Source organism: Pseudomonas sp., from assembly GCF_017744435.1.
Lineage (GTDB): Bacteria > Pseudomonadota > Gammaproteobacteria > Pseudomonadales > Pseudomonadaceae > Aquipseudomonas.
The window spans coordinates 99300-119742 of the sequence record NZ_JAGIBG010000009.1 but is presented as its reverse complement, the minus strand read 5'-3'; the positions used below and the strand labels follow the sequence as shown (position 1 = coordinate 119742).

14 protein-coding genes are annotated in these 20443 nt (G+C 63.7%); 8 read left to right on the top strand and 6 right to left on the bottom strand.

The genetic code is table 11. The annotated features are described in order from the left end of the window. Positions 1-102 precede the first annotated feature (102 nt). The 4 genes from J7573_RS09185 to putA all read right to left on the bottom strand — a co-directional run bounded on the left by J7573_RS09185 (position 103) and on the right by putA (position 8804). Positions 103-1422: a TldD/PmbA family protein gene (locus J7573_RS09185; RefSeq protein WP_294333261.1), complete on the bottom strand. Its 1320-nt coding sequence runs from the start codon at positions 1420-1422 to the stop codon at positions 103-105. Then, positions 1422-2864 carry a TldD/PmbA family protein gene (locus tag J7573_RS09180; RefSeq protein ID WP_294333257.1) on the bottom strand — a complete coding sequence of 481 codons (1443 nt, stop codon included), beginning with the start codon at positions 2862-2864 and terminating at the stop codon, positions 1422-1424. Before J7573_RS09180 ends, J7573_RS09185 begins: the two co-directional genes overlap by 1 nt. Positions 2865-2895: 31 nt before the next feature. Continuing rightward, entirely contained in the window at positions 2896-4698 is a 1803-nt protein-coding gene (locus J7573_RS09175; RefSeq protein ID WP_294333254.1) for an acyl-CoA dehydrogenase, read from the bottom strand. Positions 4699-4850: 152 nt separating this feature from the next. Beyond that, the gene (gene putA, locus J7573_RS09170) at positions 4851-8804 is read right to left on the bottom strand and encodes a trifunctional transcriptional regulator/proline dehydrogenase/L-glutamate gamma-semialdehyde dehydrogenase (protein ID WP_294333251.1); all 3954 of its coding nucleotides are present in this window, start codon (positions 8802-8804) and stop codon (positions 4851-4853) included. A gap of 358 nt (positions 8805-9162) precedes the next feature. On the opposite strand from putA, the gene putP reads away from it, so the two are divergent. Then, positions 9163-10641 (top strand): sodium/proline symporter PutP, encoded by a 1479-nt coding sequence (gene putP / locus J7573_RS09165; protein WP_294333249.1) that lies wholly within the window; start codon positions 9163-9165, stop codon positions 10639-10641. A gap of 104 nt (positions 10642-10745) precedes the next feature. On the opposite strand, the gene J7573_RS09160 is transcribed toward putP, so the two are convergent. Further along, on the bottom strand, positions 10746-11003 hold the full coding sequence (locus J7573_RS09160; protein WP_294333246.1) for a hypothetical protein: 258 nt from the start codon (positions 11001-11003) through the stop codon (positions 10746-10748). 177 nt (positions 11004-11180) lie between these two features. Between J7573_RS09160 and rlmJ the strand changes: the two genes are divergently transcribed. From rlmJ to J7573_RS09125, 7 genes are all read left to right on the top strand, one after another. Further along, positions 11181-12017 (top strand): 23S rRNA (adenine(2030)-N(6))-methyltransferase RlmJ, encoded by an 837-nt coding sequence (gene rlmJ, locus J7573_RS09155; RefSeq protein WP_159412362.1) that lies wholly within the window; start codon positions 11181-11183, stop codon positions 12015-12017. Between the two features lie 211 nt (positions 12018-12228). Further along, positions 12229-13986, top strand: a complete 1758-nt coding sequence (locus tag J7573_RS09150) for a carbamoyltransferase (RefSeq protein ID WP_028631880.1) — start codon at positions 12229-12231, stop codon at positions 13984-13986. Then, a complete protein-coding gene (locus tag J7573_RS09145) occupies positions 13970-15100 on the top strand; it encodes a glycosyltransferase (RefSeq protein ID WP_294333233.1) in 1131 nt (376 codons plus the stop codon). The genes J7573_RS09150 and J7573_RS09145 overlap by 17 nt, the downstream gene beginning before the upstream one ends. Further along, positions 15100-15996: an antimicrobial resistance protein Mig-14 gene (locus J7573_RS09140; protein WP_294333230.1), complete on the top strand. Its 897-nt coding sequence runs from the start codon at positions 15100-15102 to the stop codon at positions 15994-15996. The genes J7573_RS09145 and J7573_RS09140 overlap by 1 nt, the downstream gene beginning before the upstream one ends. Next, positions 15993-17396, top strand: coding sequence for a PIG-L family deacetylase (locus J7573_RS09135; RefSeq protein ID WP_294333227.1), 1404 nt, complete (start codon positions 15993-15995; stop codon positions 17394-17396). Before J7573_RS09140 ends, J7573_RS09135 begins: the two co-directional genes overlap by 4 nt. Before the next feature lie 37 nt (positions 17397-17433). Next, entirely contained in the window at positions 17434-18390 is a 957-nt protein-coding gene (locus J7573_RS09130; protein WP_294333225.1) for a glycosyltransferase, read from the top strand. Positions 18391-18652: 262 nt separating this feature from the next. After that, positions 18653-19744 (top strand): glycosyltransferase, encoded by a 1092-nt coding sequence (locus J7573_RS09125; protein ID WP_294333223.1) that lies wholly within the window; start codon positions 18653-18655, stop codon positions 19742-19744. Positions 19745-19746: 2 nt separating this feature from the next. On the opposite strand, the gene J7573_RS09120 is transcribed toward J7573_RS09125, so the two are convergent. Continuing rightward, positions 19747-20352 carry a toluene tolerance protein gene (locus tag J7573_RS09120; RefSeq protein WP_294333276.1) on the bottom strand — a complete coding sequence of 202 codons (606 nt, stop codon included), beginning with the start codon at positions 20350-20352 and terminating at the stop codon, positions 19747-19749. Positions 20353-20443: the final 91 nt, after the last annotated feature.

Genomic DNA, 20443 nt, shown 5'->3' with positions numbered 1-20443 from the left:
TCGTTTGTCAGTGCCGGCCTCTTCGCGGCTAAAGCCGCTCCCACAAGGGTGATGCGACTTCTGTGGGAGCGGCTTTAGCCGCGAAGAGGCCGGAAATGCCTATCACAATGTCAGGGTCAGGCCCTTGACCAGCGCCCCCGGCAGATGACTCGACCCGGTACTGCGCTGCCCATAGGTGCTGGTCGACAGGATCATCTCGCGCTCGCGGGTCAGATCTTCCAGTTGGCTGCCGAGCAGGCTGTACAGACTGTCATCGAAGCGCATGGTGCTCACCGGCCCCTGGATCTGTCCGTTTTCCACCCAGAAGGTGGCAAAGCGGGTCAGCCCGGTCATGCGCGCCGCTGGCAGGTCAGAGTAGTTCAGGTACCACAGGTTGCTGATGTACAGCCCGGTCCCGAGCCGCTCAAGAATCTGCTCGCTGGGCAAGTCGCCCGGCGCCAGGCTCAGTGCGCACGGCGACTCGTAGCTGTCGGCGCCATTGGCCCGCAACTCGAACTCGGCGGCACTGCGGGCACAGACCAGCCGTTGCATCGCCTTACCCTGCTGGATCAACGGCACATCCAGGCGCGGTGAGCCCTCGTCGGAGAATGCCGGGCTCAGTGAGCCGCTGACCTGCTCGCTGAAACTGACCATCGGGTGCAGTTGCGCATCACCGTTGTACAGGCGCTGCAGGGCACTGTTGCCGGTGACCAGGGCCTGTGCGGAGAAACCACCCCAGCAGAGCATGCCGGCGATTTCGTCCATGGCCGCAGGTGCCAGGTAAGCGCGGTAGCTGCCGGGCTTGAGGGTTACTGCTGGGCGGCCGAGGAAACCCAGCTGTTGCCGTGCCAGGCGCAGGCGGGCAGTGAAGTCTTCGGCGCTCCAGCGCTGGCCGGCATAGTTGGCCTTCACCGCCTCGCCGTTCTCGTGGAACAGGCTCCAGTCGACGTTGAAGCTGTTGGCCTGGTGCCAGCCAATGGCCCCGAACGAGCTGGCGAAGCCCCGGCAGATCGGGCCGGCGGCATAGATGCCGACCAGGTCCAGGTCGCCGGCCTCGCGTTCGAGCAGGGCCAGCACTTCGTTCAGTGCGGGCAACGGCTGCTCTTGCTGGCTGTGGCTGTGCCATGCGCTTTCGTCCAGGCGCAGGTACGGATCGACGGCCAGCAATGGCAGGGTCTGGCGCAACTGCTCCAGGGCAGCGATCAGGCGTTGCCGGTCAAGTTGCGCGTCGCCACTCAGGGTCAACTGCTGTTCCGCCTGGCGGCCATCGCGGATCAACCGCAGTTGCGCGCTGGCCTGGCTTACCTCGCCAGCCTGGCGCACCTTGGCGTGGTTGAAACGCACGAATTGCGACTGCTCGGCACTGTAGCCGAGGGTGAATTGCTCGTCGGCCTGCAGGGCCTGGCGCACATCCGCGATCAGGGCTTCGAAAACATGTTTCATCAGGCGTCTCCTCCGAAAACGTCGATCTGGCGGAACACGCAGGCGGGCGAAGCATGCCCGACCCGCACCACCTGGTTGGGCTCGCCCTTGCCGCAGTTGGGTGTGCCCAGAACCTGGAAGGTGCTGCGGTCGCCGACCGCCGCGAGGTTGCGCCAGAACTGCGCGGAGATACCGCGGTAGTTGGGGTTCTTGACGATGCCCTTGAGTTCGCCGTTTTCGATCAGTTGGCCCCATTCACAGCCGAACTGGAACTTGTTGCGCGCATCGTCGATGGACCAGGAGCGGTTGGTGCGCATCAGGATGCCGTGCTCGATACCCTGGATCAGCTGATCCAGAGATTGGTCGCCCGGCTCGATATTGAGGTTGGCCATGCGGTCGATCGGTGCGCGGTTCCAGCCGCAGGCACGGCTGTTGGCAACGCCATCCAGGCCTGAACGGAACTGCGACAGCGCGCCGCCCAGCGGGCGCACCAGCAGGCCGTCGCGGATCAGGAACTGCTTGCTGGCGGCGCTGCCGTCATCATCGAAGCTGTAGCTGGCCAGCTCTTCGCCGATGGTCGGGTCGAAGGTCACATTGAGCAATTCGGAGCCGTATTGCAGGTGGCCGAAGTCGCTGGCCTTGACGAAGCTGGTGCCAGCGTAGTTGCGCTCATCACCCAGAATGCGGTCCATCTCCAGCGGGTGGCCGATGGATTCATGAATCTGCAGCATCATCTGATCGGGCATCAACAGCAGGTCACGCGCGCCGCTGGGGGTGTTCGGCGCCAGCAGCAACTGCAGCGCCTGGTCGGCGACCTGGCGCGCAGCGCCGACCAGGCCACAACGCTCGACAATTTCGAAGCCACCTTGCTGGCCGAAGTTGTCGCGGCCCAGGCTGCGGCTCTGGCTGTCCTGGCCGTCGCTGGCGGTGACACTCAGGCCCGGGAACAGGAAGCGCTGGGCATGGCGCAGTTCGGCGCCAGCCGAGTTCAGGTAGGTCTGCTCGACCAGGCTCAGGCCCAGGCTGGCTTGCCAGTCCACCAGGCGGCTGTCCTTGGGCACGCTGGCCGATTCGGCGGCGAGCAGGCCAAGGCAGTCGGCCAGGCTCGGTAGCGGCTGGTCGAAGTTGGGTGAGATGTGGTCGTGGCGGGCGCTGGTCGCCGGCTGCTTGCTCAGGTCGAGCAGGCTGTAAGGGGCGATCTGTCGCGCCAGTGCCTCGGCCTGTTCCAGTGCCCGTTGCAGGCCGGCCTGTGACAGATCGGCGGTGGCCGCATAGGCCTCCACGCCATTGACCCGCACCGTGAGCATGGCGCCCTCGTCGTGGCTGAAGACGGGCGGCTCGGCCACATTGCGGCGAACCGAAAGCGCCTGGTGCGACTGTTTCACATGGCGCAGGGAAAACAACTCGGCCGTACTGCGCAGCGCAGCAAAGCGCTGGCGCAGCAGGGCGCTGGAATCGAACATCTGGAAGCCTCCGTTTTCACGGTGGCTCCCCCTAGAACCACCCGTCTTGCATGGTGAGGCAGGTGTCGTCGCGTGCCTCGAGCAATGCCAGGTCATTATGGCAGGCGGGGATTTCCCAGGTCAGGAAATAACGCGCGGCCTGGCGCTTGCCAAGGTAGAAGTCGCGGTCGGCGGGACTGCCGTCGAGCACGCCAAGCTCGGCGTGGATGGCCTGTTCCAGCCAGCGCCAGCCGATCACGCAGTGGCCGAAGACCTTGAGGTACAGGGCGGAATTGGCCAGGGCGCCAGCCACCTTGCCCTGGGCCAGATCGCCAAGCAGCGCCAGGGTAACCGATTGCAGCCGGTTGACCAGTTGCTCCAGCGGCTGGCGCAGGGTGTCCAGGCCTGGGTGATGGCTGGCGCGTTCGGCAGTGGCGGCGATCAAGCGAATCAGCTGCTTGAGGCCGGCACCGTTGTTCTGCGCCAGCTTGCGGCCCAGCAGGTCAAGGGACTGGATGCCTTCGGTGCCTTCGTGGATCGGGTTCAGGCGGTTGTCACGGTAGTACTGCTCCACCGGGTACTCGCGGGTATAGCCGTGGCCGCCGAGAATCTGGATTGCCAGTTCGTTGGCCTTGAGGCAGAAGCTCGAAGGCCAGGACTTGACGATCGGAGTCAGCAGGTCGAGCAGTTCCTGGGCCTGCTTGCGGGCGCTTTCGTCGCTGGCGGTATGGGTGTCGTCGAACAGGCGCGCTGCGTACAGGCCCAGGTCGAAGGCACCTTCCACATAGGCCTTCTGCGCCAGCAGCATGCGTTTTACATCGGTGTGCCCGATGATCGGCACGGCCGGGCTCTGCGGATCCTTGTTGTCCACCAGGCGGCCCTGCGGCCGCTGGCGGGCGTATTCCAGCGAGTACAGATAGCCTGCGTAGCCGAGCATCACTGCACCCATGCCGACGCCGATGCGCGCCTCGTTCATCATCTGGAACATGCACGCCAGGCCCTGATGCGGCTGGCCGACCAGGTAGCCGACGCATTGGCCGTTGTCGCCAAAGTTCAGTGCGGTGGAGGTGGTGCCGCGCCAGCCCATCTTGTGGAACAGCCCGGCCAGCAGCACGTCGTTGCGCGGGCCACGGCTGCCGTCTTGGTTGACCAGGTACTTCGGCACGATGAACAGCGAAATGCCCTTAACGCCGGGCGGTGCGTCCGGCAGCTTGGCCAGCACCATGTGCACGATGTTTTCCGACAGCTCGTGGTCGCCGCCAGAGATGAAGATCTTGTTGCCCTTGAGCCGGTAAGCGCCATCGCCAGCGGGTTCGGCGCGGGTGCGGATATCGGCCAGCGACGATCCTGCGTGGGGCTCGGTCAGCGCCATGGTGCCGAAGTAGCGGCCTTCGATCATCGGCTGCAGGTACAGGCGCTTCTGTTCCTCGGTGCCAAAGCTTTCGATCAGGTTGGCCGCGCCCATGGTCAGGAACGGGTAGGCCGTGGTGCCGGCGTTGGCCGCCTGGAAGTGGGCGAAGCAGGCTTGCGAGACCAGGCTGGGCAGCTGCATGCCGCCGACTTCGAAGTCGCGATTGGCGTTGAGGAAACCGGCTTCGAGGAAGGCGTCGACGGCAGGCTTCACCTCGGGGATCAGCTCGGCGCGGCCGTCCACGTAGCGCGGCTCGTTTTCGTCGGCCTTGCGGTTGTGCGGGGCGAAGAACTTCTCGGCGATGGTGCGCGCGGTGGCCAGGGCTGCGTCGAAGGTTTCGCGGCTGTGCTCGGCGAAGCGCGGGCGCTGGGTCAGGGCTTCGGCGTCGAGGACTTCGTAGAGTTCGAAGGCGAGGTTGCGGGGGCTGAGCAGAGTCTCGGGCATGGTGGCGGTCCTGAGGCGGGATGCTGCGAGTCTATGGAGTTGGAATGAGGGAGGGGAGGTTAATAGGTTTGGGTGATATGGGTTTAGAAGGCATGCACCCCAAAAAAGAAAGGAGAGCCGAAGCTCTCCTTTTTCATCAACGACCCTTGGCGTCAGCCAATGGTCATCAGGCTGGCGTTACCGCCCGCCGCAGCAGTGTTCACACTCACCGCCCGCTCGATCACCAGGCGCTCCAGGGCAATCTGGTGGTCGCCGCTGGACAGCCCATGCACACCGACGATCGCGCCAGCGCGCTTGGCCACCTGCTGGCACACGCCGCGCAGCTGGTCGGAATCGCCATGGTGGATCACGGCGTCGAACGCCACTTCGTCCTTGTTCCAGTCCGCCACCAGCTTGACCTTGGCCTGCAGCTCACGCGGCAGTCGGCTGCGCAGGGCCTTGCCAGGTTCTGCGTCAGCCCACACCGCCGAGCTGCCCACCGCCAGCACGGCAGCGAACTGCGCCAGCAGGTCGGCTTCGTTGTCTGCCAGGCACAGCACGTGCTCGCGCGGCAGGATGGTGTAGGTGTTGCGCTCGCCAGTCGGGCCGGGCAGCAGGCGGGCGATGCCGCACTGCGACTGGCCGGCGAACTGGCTGCACAGGGCGGCCAGGTCTGCTTGCTGGTTGCTCTCGGCCCAGGCCTTGAGCGTGTGCAGCGGCTTGATCAGCTGGTCGTGCAGGGCACGGTCCGGCTGGCCTTCGCCATCCTGCTGCTGGAAGTGGCGGCCAATCGCGTCGGCCGGGCGGGTCGACAGCAGGCGGTACAGGTACAGCGGGCCGCCTGCTTTCGGGCCGGTGCCGGACAGGCCTTCACCCCCGAACGGCTGCACGCCTACCACGGCGCCAACGATGTTGCGGTTGACGTACATGTTGCCGGCATTGGCGGTTTCCACCACCTTGGCGATGGTCTCGTCGATGCGGGTGTGCACGCCGAGGGTCAGGCCGTAGCCGGAAGCGTTGATCTGCTCGATCAGCTGGTCCAGGTTGCGGCGGTTGTAGCGCACCACGTGCAGCACCGGGCCGAAGATTTCACGCTTCAGTTCGTCGAAGCTGTCCAGCTCGATCAGGGTTGGCATCACGAAGGTGCCACGCTTGATCTCGGCCGTATCGGCGATTGCGACTTGATAGACCGTGCGGCCTTTCTCGCGCATGCCCTGGATGTGCTTCTCGATACCGGCCTTGGCTTCGGCGTCGATCACCGGGCCGATGTCCACGGCCAGGCGGTCCGGGCAGCCCAGGCGGCTTTCGGCCATGGCGCCCTTGAGCATTTCGATCACGCGGTCGGCGGAGTCTTCCTGCAGGCACAGCACGCGCAGGGCCGAGCAACGCTGGCCGGCGCTGTCGAAGGCCGAGGACACCACGTCGATCACCACCTGCTCGGTCAGTGCCGAGGAGTCGACGATCATGGCGTTCTGGCCACCGGTTTCGGCGATCAGCGGGATCGGGCGGCCCTGGTTGTCCAGGCGGCCAGCGACATTGCGCTGCAGCAGGCGGGCAACTTCGGTGGAGCCGGTGAACATCACGCCTTTGACGCGTTCGTCACCGACCAGGCCAGCACCGACGGTTTCGCCGCGGCCCGGCAGCAGTTGCAGAACGCCTTCGGGAATACCGGCTTCCAGCAGCAGGCGCACAGCCTGGGCTGCGATCAGTGGCGTCTGCTCGGCGGGCTTGGCCAGCACCGGGTTGCCAGCCGCGAGGGCAGCGGCCACCTGGCCGGAGAAGATCGCCAGCGGGAAGTTCCACGGGCTGATGCACACCACCGGGCCCAGGGGGCGGTGGGCGTCGTTGCTGAAGTCGTTGCGTGCCTGCACCGCGTAGTAGCGCAGGAAGTCCACCGCTTCACGCACTTCGGCGATGGCGTTGGCGAAGGTCTTGCCAGCTTCGCGGATGAGCAGGCCCATCAGCGGCTGGATTTCGGCTTCCATCAGGTCGGCAGTGCGCTCAAGGATCGCGGCACGCTCGGCTGGCGGGGTGGCCTGCCAGATTGGCGCGGCGTTCAGTGCGCACTGGATGGCATTGTCGACGTCGGCGACAGAGGCTTCCTGCACGTGGCCGACCACGTCGCGGTGGTCCGCCGGGTTCAGTACCGGCACGGCTGCCGCTTCACTGGCGGCGCAGGCCAGCAGCGGGGTGGCTTTCCAGTCGTTGTTGGCCGTTGCCAGCATGGCGCAGGACAGCGACGCCAGGCGGTGTTCGTTGGCCATGTCGATACCGGCCGAGTTGGCCCGCTCGCTGCCATACAGGTCGCGAGGCAGTGGAATGCGTGGGTGTGGCAGGCCGATGCTGCCTTCCTGGGTGCCCATGCGCTCGATGCTGGAAACCGGGTCGGCGACCAGCTCCTGGATGGAAATCGAGTGGTCGGCGATGCGGTTGACGAACGAGGTGTTGGCGCCGTTTTCCAGCAGGCGGCGAACCAGGTAGGCCAGCAGGGTTTCGTGAGTGCCGACCGGCGCGTAAACGCGGCACGGACGGTTCAGCTTGCCTTCGGAAACCTTGCCCACCACTTGCTCGTACAGCGGCTCGCCCATGCCGTGCAGGCACTGGAATTCGTACTGGCCCGGGTAATAGTTCTGGCCGGCGATGTGGTAGATGGCCGACAAGGTGTGGGCGTTGTGGGTAGCGAACTGCGGGTAGATGGCTTCCGGCACGGCCAGCAGCTTGCGGGCACAGGCCACGTAGGACACGTCGGTGTACACCTTGCGGGTATACACCGGGTAGCCTTCCAGGCCTTCGACCTGGGCGCGCTTGATCTCGCTGTCCCAATAGGCGCCTTTCACCAGGCGGATCATCAGGCGGTGGCGGCTGCGCTTGGCCAGGTCGATGACGTAGTCGATCACGTAAGGGCAGCGCTTCTGGTAGGCCTGGATGACGAAGCCGATACCGTTCCAGCCCGCCAGGGCCGGCTCGAAGCACAGACGCTCGAGCAGGTCGAGGGACAGCTCCAGGCGGTCGGCCTCTTCGGCGTCGATGTTCAGGCCGATGTCATATTGCTTGGCCAGCAGGGTCAGCGACAGCAGGCGCGGGTACAGCTCCTCCATCACTCGCTCGTACTGGGCGCGGCTGTAGCGTGGGTGCAGGGCCGACAGCTTGATCGAGATGCCGGGGCCTTCATAGATGCCGCGGCCGTGGGAAGCCTTGCCGATCGAGTGGATCGCCTGCTCGTAGGAGGCGAGGTACTTCTGCGCGTCATGTTCGGTCAGTGCGGCTTCGCCGAGCATGTCGTAGGAATAACGGAAGCCTTTGGCTTCGAAGCGGCTGGCGTTGGCCAGTGCTTCGGCGATGGTTTCGCCGGTGACGAACTGCTCGCCCATCAGGCGCATGGCCATGTCGACGCCCTTGCGGATCATCGGCTCGCCACTCTTGCCGATGATGCGGGTGAGCGAGGAGGTGAGGCCGGCTTCGTTATGGGTGGAGACCAGCTTGCCGGTCAGCAGCAGGCCCCAGGTGGCGGCGTTGACGAACAGCGACGGGCTGTTGCCCAGGTGTGGCTGCCAATTGCCGTTGCTGATCTTGTCGCGGATCAGGGCGTCGCGGGTACCTTTGTCGGGGATGCGCAGCAGGGCTTCGGCCAGGCACATCAGTGCCACGCCTTCCTGGGACGACAGGGAAAACTCCTGCAGCAGGCCCTGGACGATGCCGGCACGGCCGCCAGCACTCTTCTGATTACGCAGTTTTTCGGCGATGCCAGCAGCCAGCTTGTTGGTGGCTTCGGCCAGTGGAGCGCTCAGGCGTGCCTGCTCCAGCAGCATCGGTACGACTTCCTGCTCGGGGCGGCGGTAGGCGGCGGTGATCGCCGAACGCAGTACCGACTGCGGCAGGATGCTCTCGGCAAATTCGAGGAAGCACTGGTGGGCGTGGTCTGGCTGGACTTCGCCAGCGTCGTCGGCCAGGTTGTTGGCGTGACCGTTGAGTTCGGTCAGGGTGGCGCCACCCTCGAGCTTCTCCAGGTAATTGAAGATCGCTTGCTTGATCAACCAGTGCGGCGTGCGGTCGATGGACTGCGCAGCTGCCTTGAGTCGCTCACGGGTCGGGTCGTCAAGTTTGACCCCAAGGGTGGTCGTCGCCAATTTCTTATCCTCATTATTGCCACGGTTGTGGCTTAAGCTGGCGCCAAGATTAGCTGTAGGTGATTTCGGGTGCAACCAGGTGCAACCCTAAATTTATGAAGAAAAGGTGCAACTCGTCTGGTGGCATTTCCTATAGCTCGAAAAGGAACTTTTACAGCGCGGTTTCTTATTAGAAACGAGGTTTTTGCTCCGAAATGAAGCAAAAAACAGGGTTTTTCTGAAAATGCACGTCTGGGTGCAACTGGCAAATGAAAAGTGGTTGCACCGACTTTGCGTTGTTGCATAGCATTCGCCGCCTGGGTGCAACCGTCGTGAAGAGGGTTGTGCATGAGATAAAAACAAACGCCAGGGCACACGCATGGGCAATCCACTAACGATCACCTTCGTGATCTACATCGCGGCAATGGTGCTGATCGGTTTCGCAGCCTATCGCTCCACCAAGAACCTTTCCGACTACATCCTCGGCGGTCGCAGCCTGGGTAGCGTGGTCACCGCACTCTCCGCCGGTGCTTCCGACATGAGCGGCTGGCTGCTGATGGGCCTGCCGGGTGCCATCTACTTCTCCGGCCTTTCCGAAGCCTGGATCGCCATCGGCCTGACCGTAGGCGCTTACCTGAACTGGCTGTTCGTCGCTGGCCGTCTGCGCGTGCAGACCGAGCACAACGGCGATGCGCTGACCCTGCCGGACTACTTCTCGAGCCGCTTCGAAGACCACAGCGGTTTGCTGCGGATCATCTCGGCGATCGTCATCCTGGTGTTCTTCACCATCTATTGCGCCTCTGGCATCGTCGCAGGTGCGCGCCTGTTCGAGAGCACCTTCGGCATGTCGTATGAAACCGCCCTGTGGGCCGGTGCTGCGGCAACCATCGCCTACACCTTCATCGGTGGTTTCCTGGCGGTCAGCTGGACTGACACCGTGCAGGCCTCGCTGATGATCTTCGCCCTGATCCTCACGCCGATCATCGTGCTGATCTCGACGGGTGGCTTCGACACCACCTTCCTGGCCATCGAGGCGCAGAACCCTGCGCACTTTGACATGTTCAAGGGTGCAACCTTCATCGGCATCATTTCGCTGATGGGCTGGGGGCTGGGATACTTCGGCCAGCCGCACATCCTGGCGCGCTTCATGGCCGCCGACTCGGTCAAGTCGATCGCCAAGGCGCGTCGCATCTCCATGACCTGGATGATCCTGTGCCTGGCCGGTACCTGCGCCGTGGGCTTCTTCGGTATCGCCTACTTCTCGGCGCACCCTGACCTGGCCGGCCCGGTCACCGAGAACCATGAGCGCGTGTTTATCGAACTGGCCAAGATCCTGTTCAACCCGTGGATCGCCGGTGTACTGCTGTCGGCCATCCTGGCGGCGGTGATGAGTACCCTGAGCTGCCAGCTGCTGGTCTGCTCCAGCGCTTTGACCGAAGACTTCTACAAGGCCTTCCTGCGCAAGAACGCTTCGCAGGGCGAGCTGGTGTGGGTCGGCCGCCTGATGGTGCTGGCCGTGGCCCTGATCGCCATTGCCATGGCGGCCAACCCGGAAAACCGTGTGCTGGGCCTGGTGGCCTACGCCTGGGCCGGTTTCGGTGCTGCGTTCGGCCCGGTGGTGCTGATTTCGGTGCTGTGGAAAGGCATGACCCGTAACGGCGCGCTGGCCGGTATCGTGGTGGGTGCGCTGACCGTGATCCTGTGGAAGAACTTCGACACCCTCGGCCTGTACGAAATCATCCCTGGCTTCCTGTTCGCCAGCATCGCCATCATTCTGGTGAGCAAGCTGGGCAGCCCGTCGCAGGTGATGGTGCAGCGTTTCGAGACTGCAGATGCGGCGTATCACGCTGACAAGTAACGCTTATGCCAGCAGCCGTGGTTGGCGCTGACATTGGCCCGTTAAACGCGAGCGGCCCGAACAATCTGATTGTTCGGGCCGCTTGCGTTTTTAGTGACGGCTGCTTACAGCGAGAACTTCAATCGGGTTGCTTCGAATGCGTTGGCTTCCCTTGGGCGGATCAGCGCCTCGTAAGCTCCGGGGGCATATTCGCCCAGCGTCATCGACCAGGTTGTGCCAGCCGAGCTTGGCACTGCCAGGTTGTCAACGCTGCCGTCGGGCTTCTTGATTTCAAGTATGGCGGTGTAGGGCGCATTGGCGATGCCGAGGTCGCCGTGCAGCAGGGGTGCCATGGTGTTGTCAAACTGGATGGAAGCTTTCATGTGAAGTGCTCCTTGGTGAGTGGAGGCACCATTGTTGGTTGTCGACCTGCGTGGAAGAACAAGGAATGGCTGCCTGTGAAGATGGCGGCTGCAATGGTTGGCTAGCCTTGAAAGTGACCGACATACCTGACTGCACCCGTCTTACGAGGTAAACTTGCCACCCCCGCAGGAGTTGCCATGAACTATCGTCACGCCTTCCATGCCGGCAACCACGCCGACGTCCTCAAACATATCGTGCTGACCCGCCTCATCGCCCTGATGTCGCGCAAGGAGCAGCCGTTCGCCTACATCGACACCCATGCCGGCCTCGGTCTGTACGACTTGCAAGGCGATCAGGCGACCCGCACCGGCGAGTACCTGGAAGGCGTCGCCCGCCTGTGGAACCGCGATGACCTGCCGGCGATGGCTGCGGACTACCTGCGCATCATCAAGCGCCTGAATGCCGATGGTGAGCTGCGCTACTACCCGGGTTCGCCCGAGCTGGCGCGTCGCCTGATGCGCCAGCAGGACCGTGCGCTGCTCAATGAGAAGCACCCGGAAGACGGTCCGCTGCTCAAAGAGAACATGAAGAAGGACCCGCGTGTGGTCGTGCACCTGGGCGAAGGCTGGCATGTGCCACGTGCCTTGCTGCCCGTGCAGGAAAAGCGCGCGATCATGCTGATCGACCCGCCGTTCGAGCAGGCTGACGAGCTCAAGCGCTGCACCAATTCGATGAAAGAGGCGATCGGCCGCATGCGCCAGACCGTCGCGGCCATCTGGTACCCGATCAAGGACCAGCGCTCGCTGACCCGCTTCTACCAGGACCTGACCAGCACCGGCGCGCCGAAACTGCTGCGGGTCGAGCTGTATGTGCATCATCAGGACAGCCCGCAGGGCCTCAATGGTTCGGGTTTGGCCATTGCCAACCCGCCGTGGGGGCTGGAAGAGGAGCTGCGCGAGCTGCTGCCGTGGCTGGCCAAGGAGCTGGCACAGACGGCTGGCAGCTTCCGCATGGACTGGCTGATCGCCGAGTAACCAGGCGCTACAAGTCCCTTGTGGGAGCGGGCTCGCCCGCGAACACCGGCAAAGCCGGTGCCATGTGCCGCGGCGCCTGCTTCGCGGGGTAGCCCGTTCCCACAGGTTAATGCAGTGTCTCCCTCATTGTTTGCGTTATAATCTCGCCCTTTAGCCGCCACCCGCCCATGAGGCCGCTGGCGCATCTCTACCGAATGAAGAGGCTAATCCCTTGGCATTGACGATTCTTGGCCTGTCCGGCGCCCTTAGCCATGACCCTTCCGCGGCCCTGTACATCGACGGCAAACTGATTGCCGCCGCCGAAGAAGAGCGCTTCGTGCGTGACAAGCATGCGAAGAACCGCATGCCCTACGAGTCGGCGAAATTCTGCCTGGAGCAAGCCGGCATCAAGCCGTCCGACGTTGACGTGGTGGCCATTCCGTTCGCCCCGATCAGCCTGTTCGGCAAGGCCCGCTGGCACTACGCCAAGCGTTACTGGTACGCCCCGGACCGCGCCCTCGACGCGATCCTGATGGGTAACCGTCGCTACAAGCGCTACCGCAAGAAGATCGTCTGGTGCCTGGAGCAGCTGGGCTTCGACCCGAAGAAGATCAAGATCGAACCGGTCGAGCATCACCTGGCCCACGCTTCCAGCGCCTACCACTGCTCGGGCTTCAAGGAAAAGACCGCGATCCTCGGCATCGACGGCAAGGGTGAGTACGCCACCACCTTCTTCGGTTATGGCGAAAACGGCAAGATCCACAAGATCAAGGAATTCTTCGATCCGGACTCGCTGGGTGGCCTGTACGGCGCGATCACCGAATTCCTCGGTTTCGAGATGCTCGACGGCGAGTTCAAGGTCATGGGCATGGCGCCGTACGGCGACGCCAGCAAATACGACTTCTCCCGCCTGGCCAGCTTCGAGAACGGCGAACTGGTGATCAACACCGAGTACGCCAACGTCATCGGCCTGCGTCGCCATAAAGAGAAGGGCAAGGGCTTCTACTTCTCACCGAAGCTGATCGAATGGCTGGGCCCCAAGCGCGAAGGCGACATCGCCGACGAGCCGTACATTCACTATGCGGCCAGCATGCAGGCGTTGTTCGAGAAGATCGCCCTGCAGATGATCGACCACTACCTGGGCGACACCCTGCGTGAAACCGGCAAGCTGGCCTTCGCTGGCGGCTGCGCGCTGAACGTCAAGCTCAACCAGAAGATCATCGCCCGTTCCGACGTCAAGGAACTGTTCGTCCAGCCGGCCTCCGGCGACGCCGGAACCGCTGTCGGTGCTGCGGCCTACGTTTCCCACGCCCGTGGCGTGCCGGTCGAGAAGATGGAACACGTCTACCTCGGCCCGTCGTACTCCAACGAAGACGTGATCGCCGCCTGCGCCCGTCACCCGAACGCGCCGAAGTGGCGCAAGCTCGACGACATGCCGCAGCGCATCGCCAAGATCATGGTCGAGGGCAACCCGGTGGCCTGGTTCCAGGGCCGCATGGAGTTTGGCCCGCGTGCCCTGGGTGGTCGTTCGATCATCGGCTGCCCGAGCGTGCCGGGCGTGGCCAACCGCATCAACGAGCAGATCAAGTTCCGCGAACGCTGGAGACCTTTCTGCCCGTCGATGCTCGACACGGTTGCTCCGCAGATGATCAAGGTCGACCACCCGGCACCGTTCATGACCTTCACCTTCGAAGTGGCTGAAGAGTGGAAGACCCGGGTGCCGGAAGTGGTCCACGAGGACGGTACCTCGCGTGCCCAGGTGCTCAAGCGCGAATACAACCCGCGCTACTACGACATGATGAAGGCGCTGGAAGACCTGACCGGCAACGGCGTGTCGCTGAACACCTCGCTGAACCGCCGTGGCGAGCCGATGATCTGCTCGCCGACCGATGCGCTGAACATGTTCTTCGGTTCGGACCTGCAGTACCTGATCATGGAAGACATCCTGGTCGTGAAGGACGGCGCAGCCGCCTATGACCAGCCGCTCTGAAACGCGGATCCTGCAGTTCTGCCATGGCTATGACGGGCCGTTCCTCGATTGTGCCCGTCAGTACGCCAGCCTGTTCCAGGGCAGCGGCTACAAGGTCACCACCGTGTTCCTCACCGGCGCCGCCGACCCGCAGGTTGCGGCAGGTTGCGCGTCGGACGAGGTGCTGTTTCTCGAATTCAGCTCCAAGGCCGTGCGTGGCCTGAAGCTCGGCGCAATTCGTGCCCTGCGGCGCATCGCGGCCGAACGCAATTTCAGCTTCTGCATCGCTCACCGTTTCAAGCCGATCTATGTCGCGCTGCTGGGTACCGGCTTGCCGGTGATCGGCGTGCACCATGCATTCGGCGACTATGAGCGCAAGGGCCGGCGTCTGTTCGCCAACCTGTTCAGCAAGCGCCTGAGCCTGCTGGGCGTGTCGGATGCGGTGCGTGACGACATGCGCCGCTGCCTGCCGCAGTGGCCGGCCGAGCGTATCCAGACGCTGTACAACCGTATCGATATCGACGCCCTGCAAGCTGCCCTGGTGCCCCGTGCCGAGGCCCGTGCGGCGTTGGGCCTGGATGCCCAGGCATGGCTGGTCGGCAATGTCGGTCGCCTGCACCCTGACAAGGATCAGGCAACCTTGCTGCGTGGCTTTGCCGAAGCGTTGCCCGGCCTGCCAGCCGGCGCACGCCTGGCAATCCTGGGCAAGGGCCGCCTGGAGGCGAAGCTCAAGGCTCAGGCTGCCGAGTTGGGCATTGCCGCGCAGGTGGACTTCCTTGGCCAGGTGCCGGATGCCCGTCGCTATTTTCAGGCCTTCGATGTGTTTGCCTTGAGCTCCGACCATGAGCCGTTCGGCATGGTCCTGCTCGAGGCCATGGTCGCCGGCGTGCCCGTGCTGGCCACGGCCTGCGGCGGTGCGCGTGAGGTGGTGGAGGGGGTTGGCGTGCTGTTCCCGCTGGCCGATGCCGGGCAACTGGCGCAAGGCCTCAAGCACATGGCCGCGCTGGATGAGCAGCAGCTTGAAGCCTGCGCCGCGCACATGCTGCGGCGGCTGCACGAGCGTTTCTCCGACCAGGCCGTGCGCGAGGCGTTCTGGCAGTTGCCACAGGTTCGTGCGCTGGTGGGGAAGGCTTGATGCTCAATCATATCCAGGCCTTCCGCGAGCGCGGTTGGCAGGCCATCGATGCGCCGACCTACGCGCAGGCGTGGGCACGTTTTGGCGGCAGCGTCGCGACGCACCCGTTGGTGGTCGAGCAACTGGCCGATCTGGCGCAGATTCCGGTGCGCTACCTGGGCTGGTACCAGGCGGGCGAACTCAAAGCCGCCATCCCGACCTGGGGGCGTCACCTGGCGTTGTCCAAGGACGTGCTCAAGCGTGCTGGCAAGAAGGCCCTGTTCGACCTTGGCAATGCCGAGCTCATCCTGCCGGCGGCGGCTGACGCCGGCGCACCATTGCGCCACGCCGCACGCTACCTGTCCGAGCTGAACCAGGGCCGTTTCAGCGGCCTCAAGGTACAGAAGGAGCAGCTGGCCATGGCCCGCACCCCCGAAGACCTGTCGAAGAAATTCCGCTACAACCAGCGCCGCGAATTGCGCCTGCTGGAAGAGGCGGGCGGGGTGGTGCGCCCGATCGGCGACTTCAGCGCGCAGCAGATTGCAGTCATGTACTGCGACCTGTTCCAGCGCCGCTGGGGCTTCCCGGCCACCGGTGCCGAGCGCATGGCCGATGTGCTGGAGCGCCTGCGCGAGCTGCTGATCGGCTCGGTGCTGATGCTCGACGACAAGCCCATCGCCATCCAGCTGGTGTATCGCGTCGAAGCGCCCGAGTGGATCAGCGTCGAATACATCAACGGCGGTGTCGACCCGGAAACCAAGGCCTTCAGCCCGGGTAGCGTGCTGAGCTTCCTCAATACCCAGGCGGCCTGGGAAGATGCCCGTGGCCGCAACAAGCCTCTGCGTTTCTCGTTCGGCCGTGCCGACCGTGAATACAAGGACCGCTGGTGCAACCCTGTGCCGGTGTTCCAGGCGTGAGTCGCAAGCAGCAGTTGCTCAAGCGCCATCGGCGCAACAAGCGCCTGGGCTTGCTCGCCAGCCTGGTCGTGCTGGTGGCGCTGGGTATCTTCACCTGGTGGTGGCTGCCGCTGTTGCTGCTGCCGCTGCTCTGGGCGGCTCACGAAGCCTGGTTCGCCGATCACCTGTTCTATGCGCCTGGCGAGGACTACGCCTACCGCTTCGGCGAGCTGAGCCATGAAGCGCCAGTTGTGCTGCGCGATGGGCTGCTCAAGGTGAACGCAGCATTGCAGGGTGATGAAACCCTGGTACTTGAAGTGCGGGTCAAAAGTGGTTGGCTGGGGCGCTTCTTCGATCCGCGGGTCGAGTTGCACGGTACCGAATGCACTGATCGGCAAACCTTCGAGCGCGGTGTTGATGGACTGCGTTTCCTCAACCTCACCGGGCTGGCTGAAGCTCTGCAGGCCGGCACGCTGCGCTTGCGGGGCAGGTATTGCCGATTGCTGGGTGAACCACGCCTGTGGATAACCCCTGGTGTCGAGCTTCAGCGCCGCCGCGTAATGGTTATCGCACCGCATGCCGATGATGCCGAGCTGGCGGCTTATGGCTTGTACAGCCAGGCCGACGAGACGTGGGTGGTGACCCTGACTGCAGGCGAGATCGAGGCCGAGCACTATCAGCAGATGGGCCTGGGCAAGTCGGAGGCCGCCCGCTTGAAGGGCCGCCTGCGCGCCTGGGACAGCATCGCCGTGCCACGTTGGGCTGGCGTACCTGAGTCGCGCTGCGTGCAGTTGGGGTATTTCTGCCTGCAACTGCCTGCCATGCAGGCCGCCCCTGATCAGCCTGCTGCGTCCCGCGAAGCGGACATGGCCGATATCCGCCCGTTCAGGCAGTTCAACCCGTTCCCGCTGCCGGCCGACCGCGATGGTGCACCAACCTGGCACAACCTGCTGGCCGACCTGCAGGCACTGCTGGAAATGGCCAGGCCTGAAGTGCTGGTCATGCCGCATCCGCAACTTGACCCGCACCCCGACCATGTCTGCGCCCAGGCGGCTGTCATGGAGGCCCTGCAGGGCTTGGCCTGGCAGCCGCAGACGCTGCTGTGCTACGCCAACCATCTGCATGACAACGACCGCTGGCCAATGGGCGACAGCGGCGATGGTGTGGCCTTGCCGCCGCAGCTGAGCGCCGACCAGGCCTGGGCGCCGTGCACGTTGCTGCTGGATGTTGCAACCCAGCGTGACAAGGCCATGGCCTTGGGCATGATGCACGACCTGCAGCCGGCGGCACCGTTCAAGCGCCGCCTGCGTCGCTGGCTGCAGCGCTGGCTGGCGGGGCGCCGCCCGTCGCCTTACGGGGAGAACGAGTTCTTCCGCAAGGCCGTGCGCCGGCATGAGTTGTTCTGGCGGCGTGAGCTGTAAACCCGACCGCGATGGCGCAGAGCGCCCAAGGAAAGCAATGAAAGTCCTATTTCTGGTACAGAAGGAACAGCGCGCGATCCTCGATCGCCTGTACGACGGCGTCGCGGCCAATTGCGAATGCGACCTGCGCTGGCTGACCAGCGAAGACCAGCGCAACCTGCGCCGTTACTTCAAGCGTGAAGTGCAGGTCGAGCGCTATGACCGCATCGTCTTCTTCCTGCGCTTCAAGCAAGAGATCCGCCAGGCGGCCTTCATCCGCACGGTGCCGAACCTGGTCATTCTCGAGCACGACGCCTACCAGAACTACATCCCTTGCAAGTACACCGGCAAGTTCAGCGCGCATTACCGCAAGCTGCCGTGGGCGCGCGTGATCAGCTCGGGCTACATGGTCAGCGAACGCCTGCGCCAGGAGGGCTTCGACGCGGTCTTCGTGCCCAAAGGCTACGATGAACAACTGCTGGCCGACCAGGGCCGTGAGCGCGATATCGAACTGGCCTTCGTCGGCAGCACCAACAGTGTCGCCTACAGCGGGCGCAAGGCGCTGCTGGACGAACTGGGGCAGGTCGAAAACCTGGTGGTGACCCGCACCAAGTCGGGCGAGGATTACTGCAATACGCTGAACCGTATTCAGTTTTTTGTCAGCGCCGACGTTGGCATGGGCGAGTACATGATCAAGAACTTCGAAGCCATGGCCTGTGGCTGTGTGCTGCTGGCTTACGATCAGGGCGAAGCCGAGAATCGCGCGCTGGGGCTGCAGGACATGGTCAACGTCGTGTTCTATGACAACATTCCGACGCTGCAGGCGAAGTTGCGCACCTTGCGCGAAAACCCTGCGCTGGCGCAGCAGATTGCTGAAAATGGTCGCGAACTGGCAGTGTCGCGTTTCAGTTTCGCTGCAGTGGGACGGAGCATCGTCGAGCATATGCGCCCGGCTCTCAGGCCTCAGCCGCCGCTGTCTGCATGGCAGCGCCTGCGCCTGAAGCTCGGCTTCTGATCATCATCTCCGATGACCGCGTTCGCTGAGGGTTTCATGGTGACTCCAGGCACTCACCCGTCTTGCCAGGGGCGTCCAAGGGGCAGCGGTACTGCCCAGCATTTCCAGCCTATGCTGGAGAGAGGGCGCCTTCCCGACGCCATGTCGGGTGAGGCTGGCAATGAGGCTGGTTATGGGCGCCCTTACCTGCATGGGAAATCCGACTCTTGTTAATTGAAGCTGCAGTCCCACCTGGCTTGCGCGGGAGAGGGGCGCTATCCCCATGAATATTGTCAACATGATGTGGGCAGGCGGTTCGCCGTACATGTCCATCCACAAGGTCCACCAACAGGTGCTGGCGCAGGCGGGGGCCGATGCCTCTATTAGTAACTGGTTGTTGCTAGGCGGTGAGTTGTGTCATGGCCGGGGTCCTACCCGCGTATGGCACATGTCGCCGCGTGTGTTGAAGGGCAGAAGCCTCTGGCGTCTATTGCTGCCCTGGCAGCGCCTGCGTCTGCGAAAAGCGCTGCAACAAGCCCGGGCTGATGTAATCCTGCTTGACGGCATCGGGGTTGCACGTCTGGTATTGCCGGTGTTGCAGCTAATCCCGGGAGTGCGGGTAAAAGTGCTGTTCCATGGCAGTACCCGGCTGAATGCCAGGGATGTGCATTTGTTGAGCCGGTTGCCTCCCGAGCGACTGAGCATCGCCGCAGTCTCGCAGACCTTGGCACGCTCGCTTGAGCAGGATATTGGCCGTCCTGTGCAGGCGCTGCGCATGGCATTCGACCCGCAGGCTTTCGCCAGGCCGCTGCTCATTCGTGAGCAGGCTCGCCAGGCGCTGGCATTGCCCCAAGCCTCTGGTCAGGTGCTTGGAGCAGTAGGGCGGCTGGTAGAAAGCAAAGGTTTCGAGATGCTCATCGAGGCATTCGCCAAGGGGGCAGTCAGCCGGCCGGACATGCGCCTGGCGATTGTCGGTGAAGGCCCTCTGCGCGCCAACTTGCAGGCGCGAATTGATGCCCTGGGGTTGGCTGGACGAGTGATGTTGTGCGGCCACCACGATGACTTGCAGGAACTCTACCGGGCGTTTGACTGGCTGCTGGTGCCGTCGCGGGCCGAGGGCCTGGGCCTTGTGGTGCAGGAAGCCGTGATGGCGGATCTGCCGGTGATCTGCAGCGACCTGCCCGTGTTTCATGAGCAGTTGCGAGAGGCGGGTTGCTACCTGCCGGTTGGCGACGTCGAAGCCTGGGCCCAGGCAATCGAACGCTGCGATGCCCCCGGCGCTCAGGCCATGGCCGCCCGTCAGCGCCAGGCGCTGGCACCCGAGGCGGCATGGCAGGCGTTCTGCGATGGGTCGCAGAAACTGCTGCGTGGCTGACGTCAGCGCGCCAGCAGAGCGGCCTCGAAGTCGGCGAGCGGGAATTGGTCACCCAGGTTTTCCCGCTCGATGTAACGCACCATGTGCTGAACATTGCGCCTGATCATCCGTGCAGACAGTGGCGGGCGCAGGAAGCGCATGTCTGCCACATCGATCAGTCCAAGGTGTCGATCAGGTGTTTCGACTACATTTCCCAGGTGCAGTGAGCGGAAGTACACGCCATTGCGATGCAGTCGGCGGATCAGTTCGATCAGCCGTGGCAGGTAGGTGGTCCAACTGAACCCGTCGTCGCGTGATAACTGCAGCAGTGTACGCCCTGGCAGCGGGCGGTATAGCACTGCTGTTCTGCCTGGCACATCCAGTTTGTGCTGGCTGATCACTTCGAGCGTGGGAATCCCGAGTTGCTGCAAGCGCGCGGCGTTGTCGACGAAGCGTTGCGAGTACGGTCGAAGCAACGCAGATGAAATTAGACGCTTCCTACGAAATACCTTGAGGAAATTTCCATCCCCAAGCAGGTAAACTTTGGCGCCATGGCTATCTGCCTCTAGCACCTGGGCTCCAAGTGTCAGCTGATCGAAGTCGACCTGGGAGAGGCGGGAGCACTGCATGTATAGGGCCTTGTCGTCTGGCAAGCAAAATGACTGGCAATAATGCCGAAAATAAAGCTGTTGCACCATGTCTGGTGTCATTTCGCGTTAC

Bases quoted from the DNA above. Each gene is read 5' to 3' on its own strand.
- J7573_RS09185 (WP_294333261.1), bottom strand. From the start codon at position 1,422: ATGAAACATGTTTTCGAAGCCCTGATCGCGGATGTGCGCCAGGCCCTG.
- J7573_RS09180 (WP_294333257.1), bottom strand. From the start codon at position 2,864: ATGTTCGATTCCAGCGCCCTGCTGCGCCAGCGCTTTGCTGCGCTGCGC.
- J7573_RS09175 (WP_294333254.1), bottom strand. From the start codon at position 4,698: ATGCCCGAGACTCTGCTCAGCCCCCGCAACCTCGCCTTCGAACTCTAC.
- putP (WP_294333249.1), top strand. From the start codon at position 9,163: ATGGGCAATCCACTAACGATCACCTTCGTGATCTACATCGCGGCAATG.
- J7573_RS09160 (WP_294333246.1), bottom strand. From the start codon at position 11,003: ATGAAAGCTTCCATCCAGTTTGACAACACCATGGCACCCCTGCTGCAC.
- rlmJ (WP_159412362.1), top strand. From the start codon at position 11,181: ATGAACTATCGTCACGCCTTCCATGCCGGCAACCACGCCGACGTCCTC.
- J7573_RS09145 (WP_294333233.1), top strand. From the start codon at position 13,970: ATGACCAGCCGCTCTGAAACGCGGATCCTGCAGTTCTGCCATGGCTAT.
- J7573_RS09140 (WP_294333230.1), top strand. From the start codon at position 15,100: ATGCTCAATCATATCCAGGCCTTCCGCGAGCGCGGTTGGCAGGCCATC.
- J7573_RS09130 (WP_294333225.1), top strand. From the start codon at position 17,434: ATGAAAGTCCTATTTCTGGTACAGAAGGAACAGCGCGCGATCCTCGAT.
- J7573_RS09125 (WP_294333223.1), top strand. From the start codon at position 18,653: ATGAATATTGTCAACATGATGTGGGCAGGCGGTTCGCCGTACATGTCC.
- J7573_RS09120 (WP_294333276.1), bottom strand. From the start codon at position 20,352: ATGCAGTGCTCCCGCCTCTCCCAGGTCGACTTCGATCAGCTGACACTT.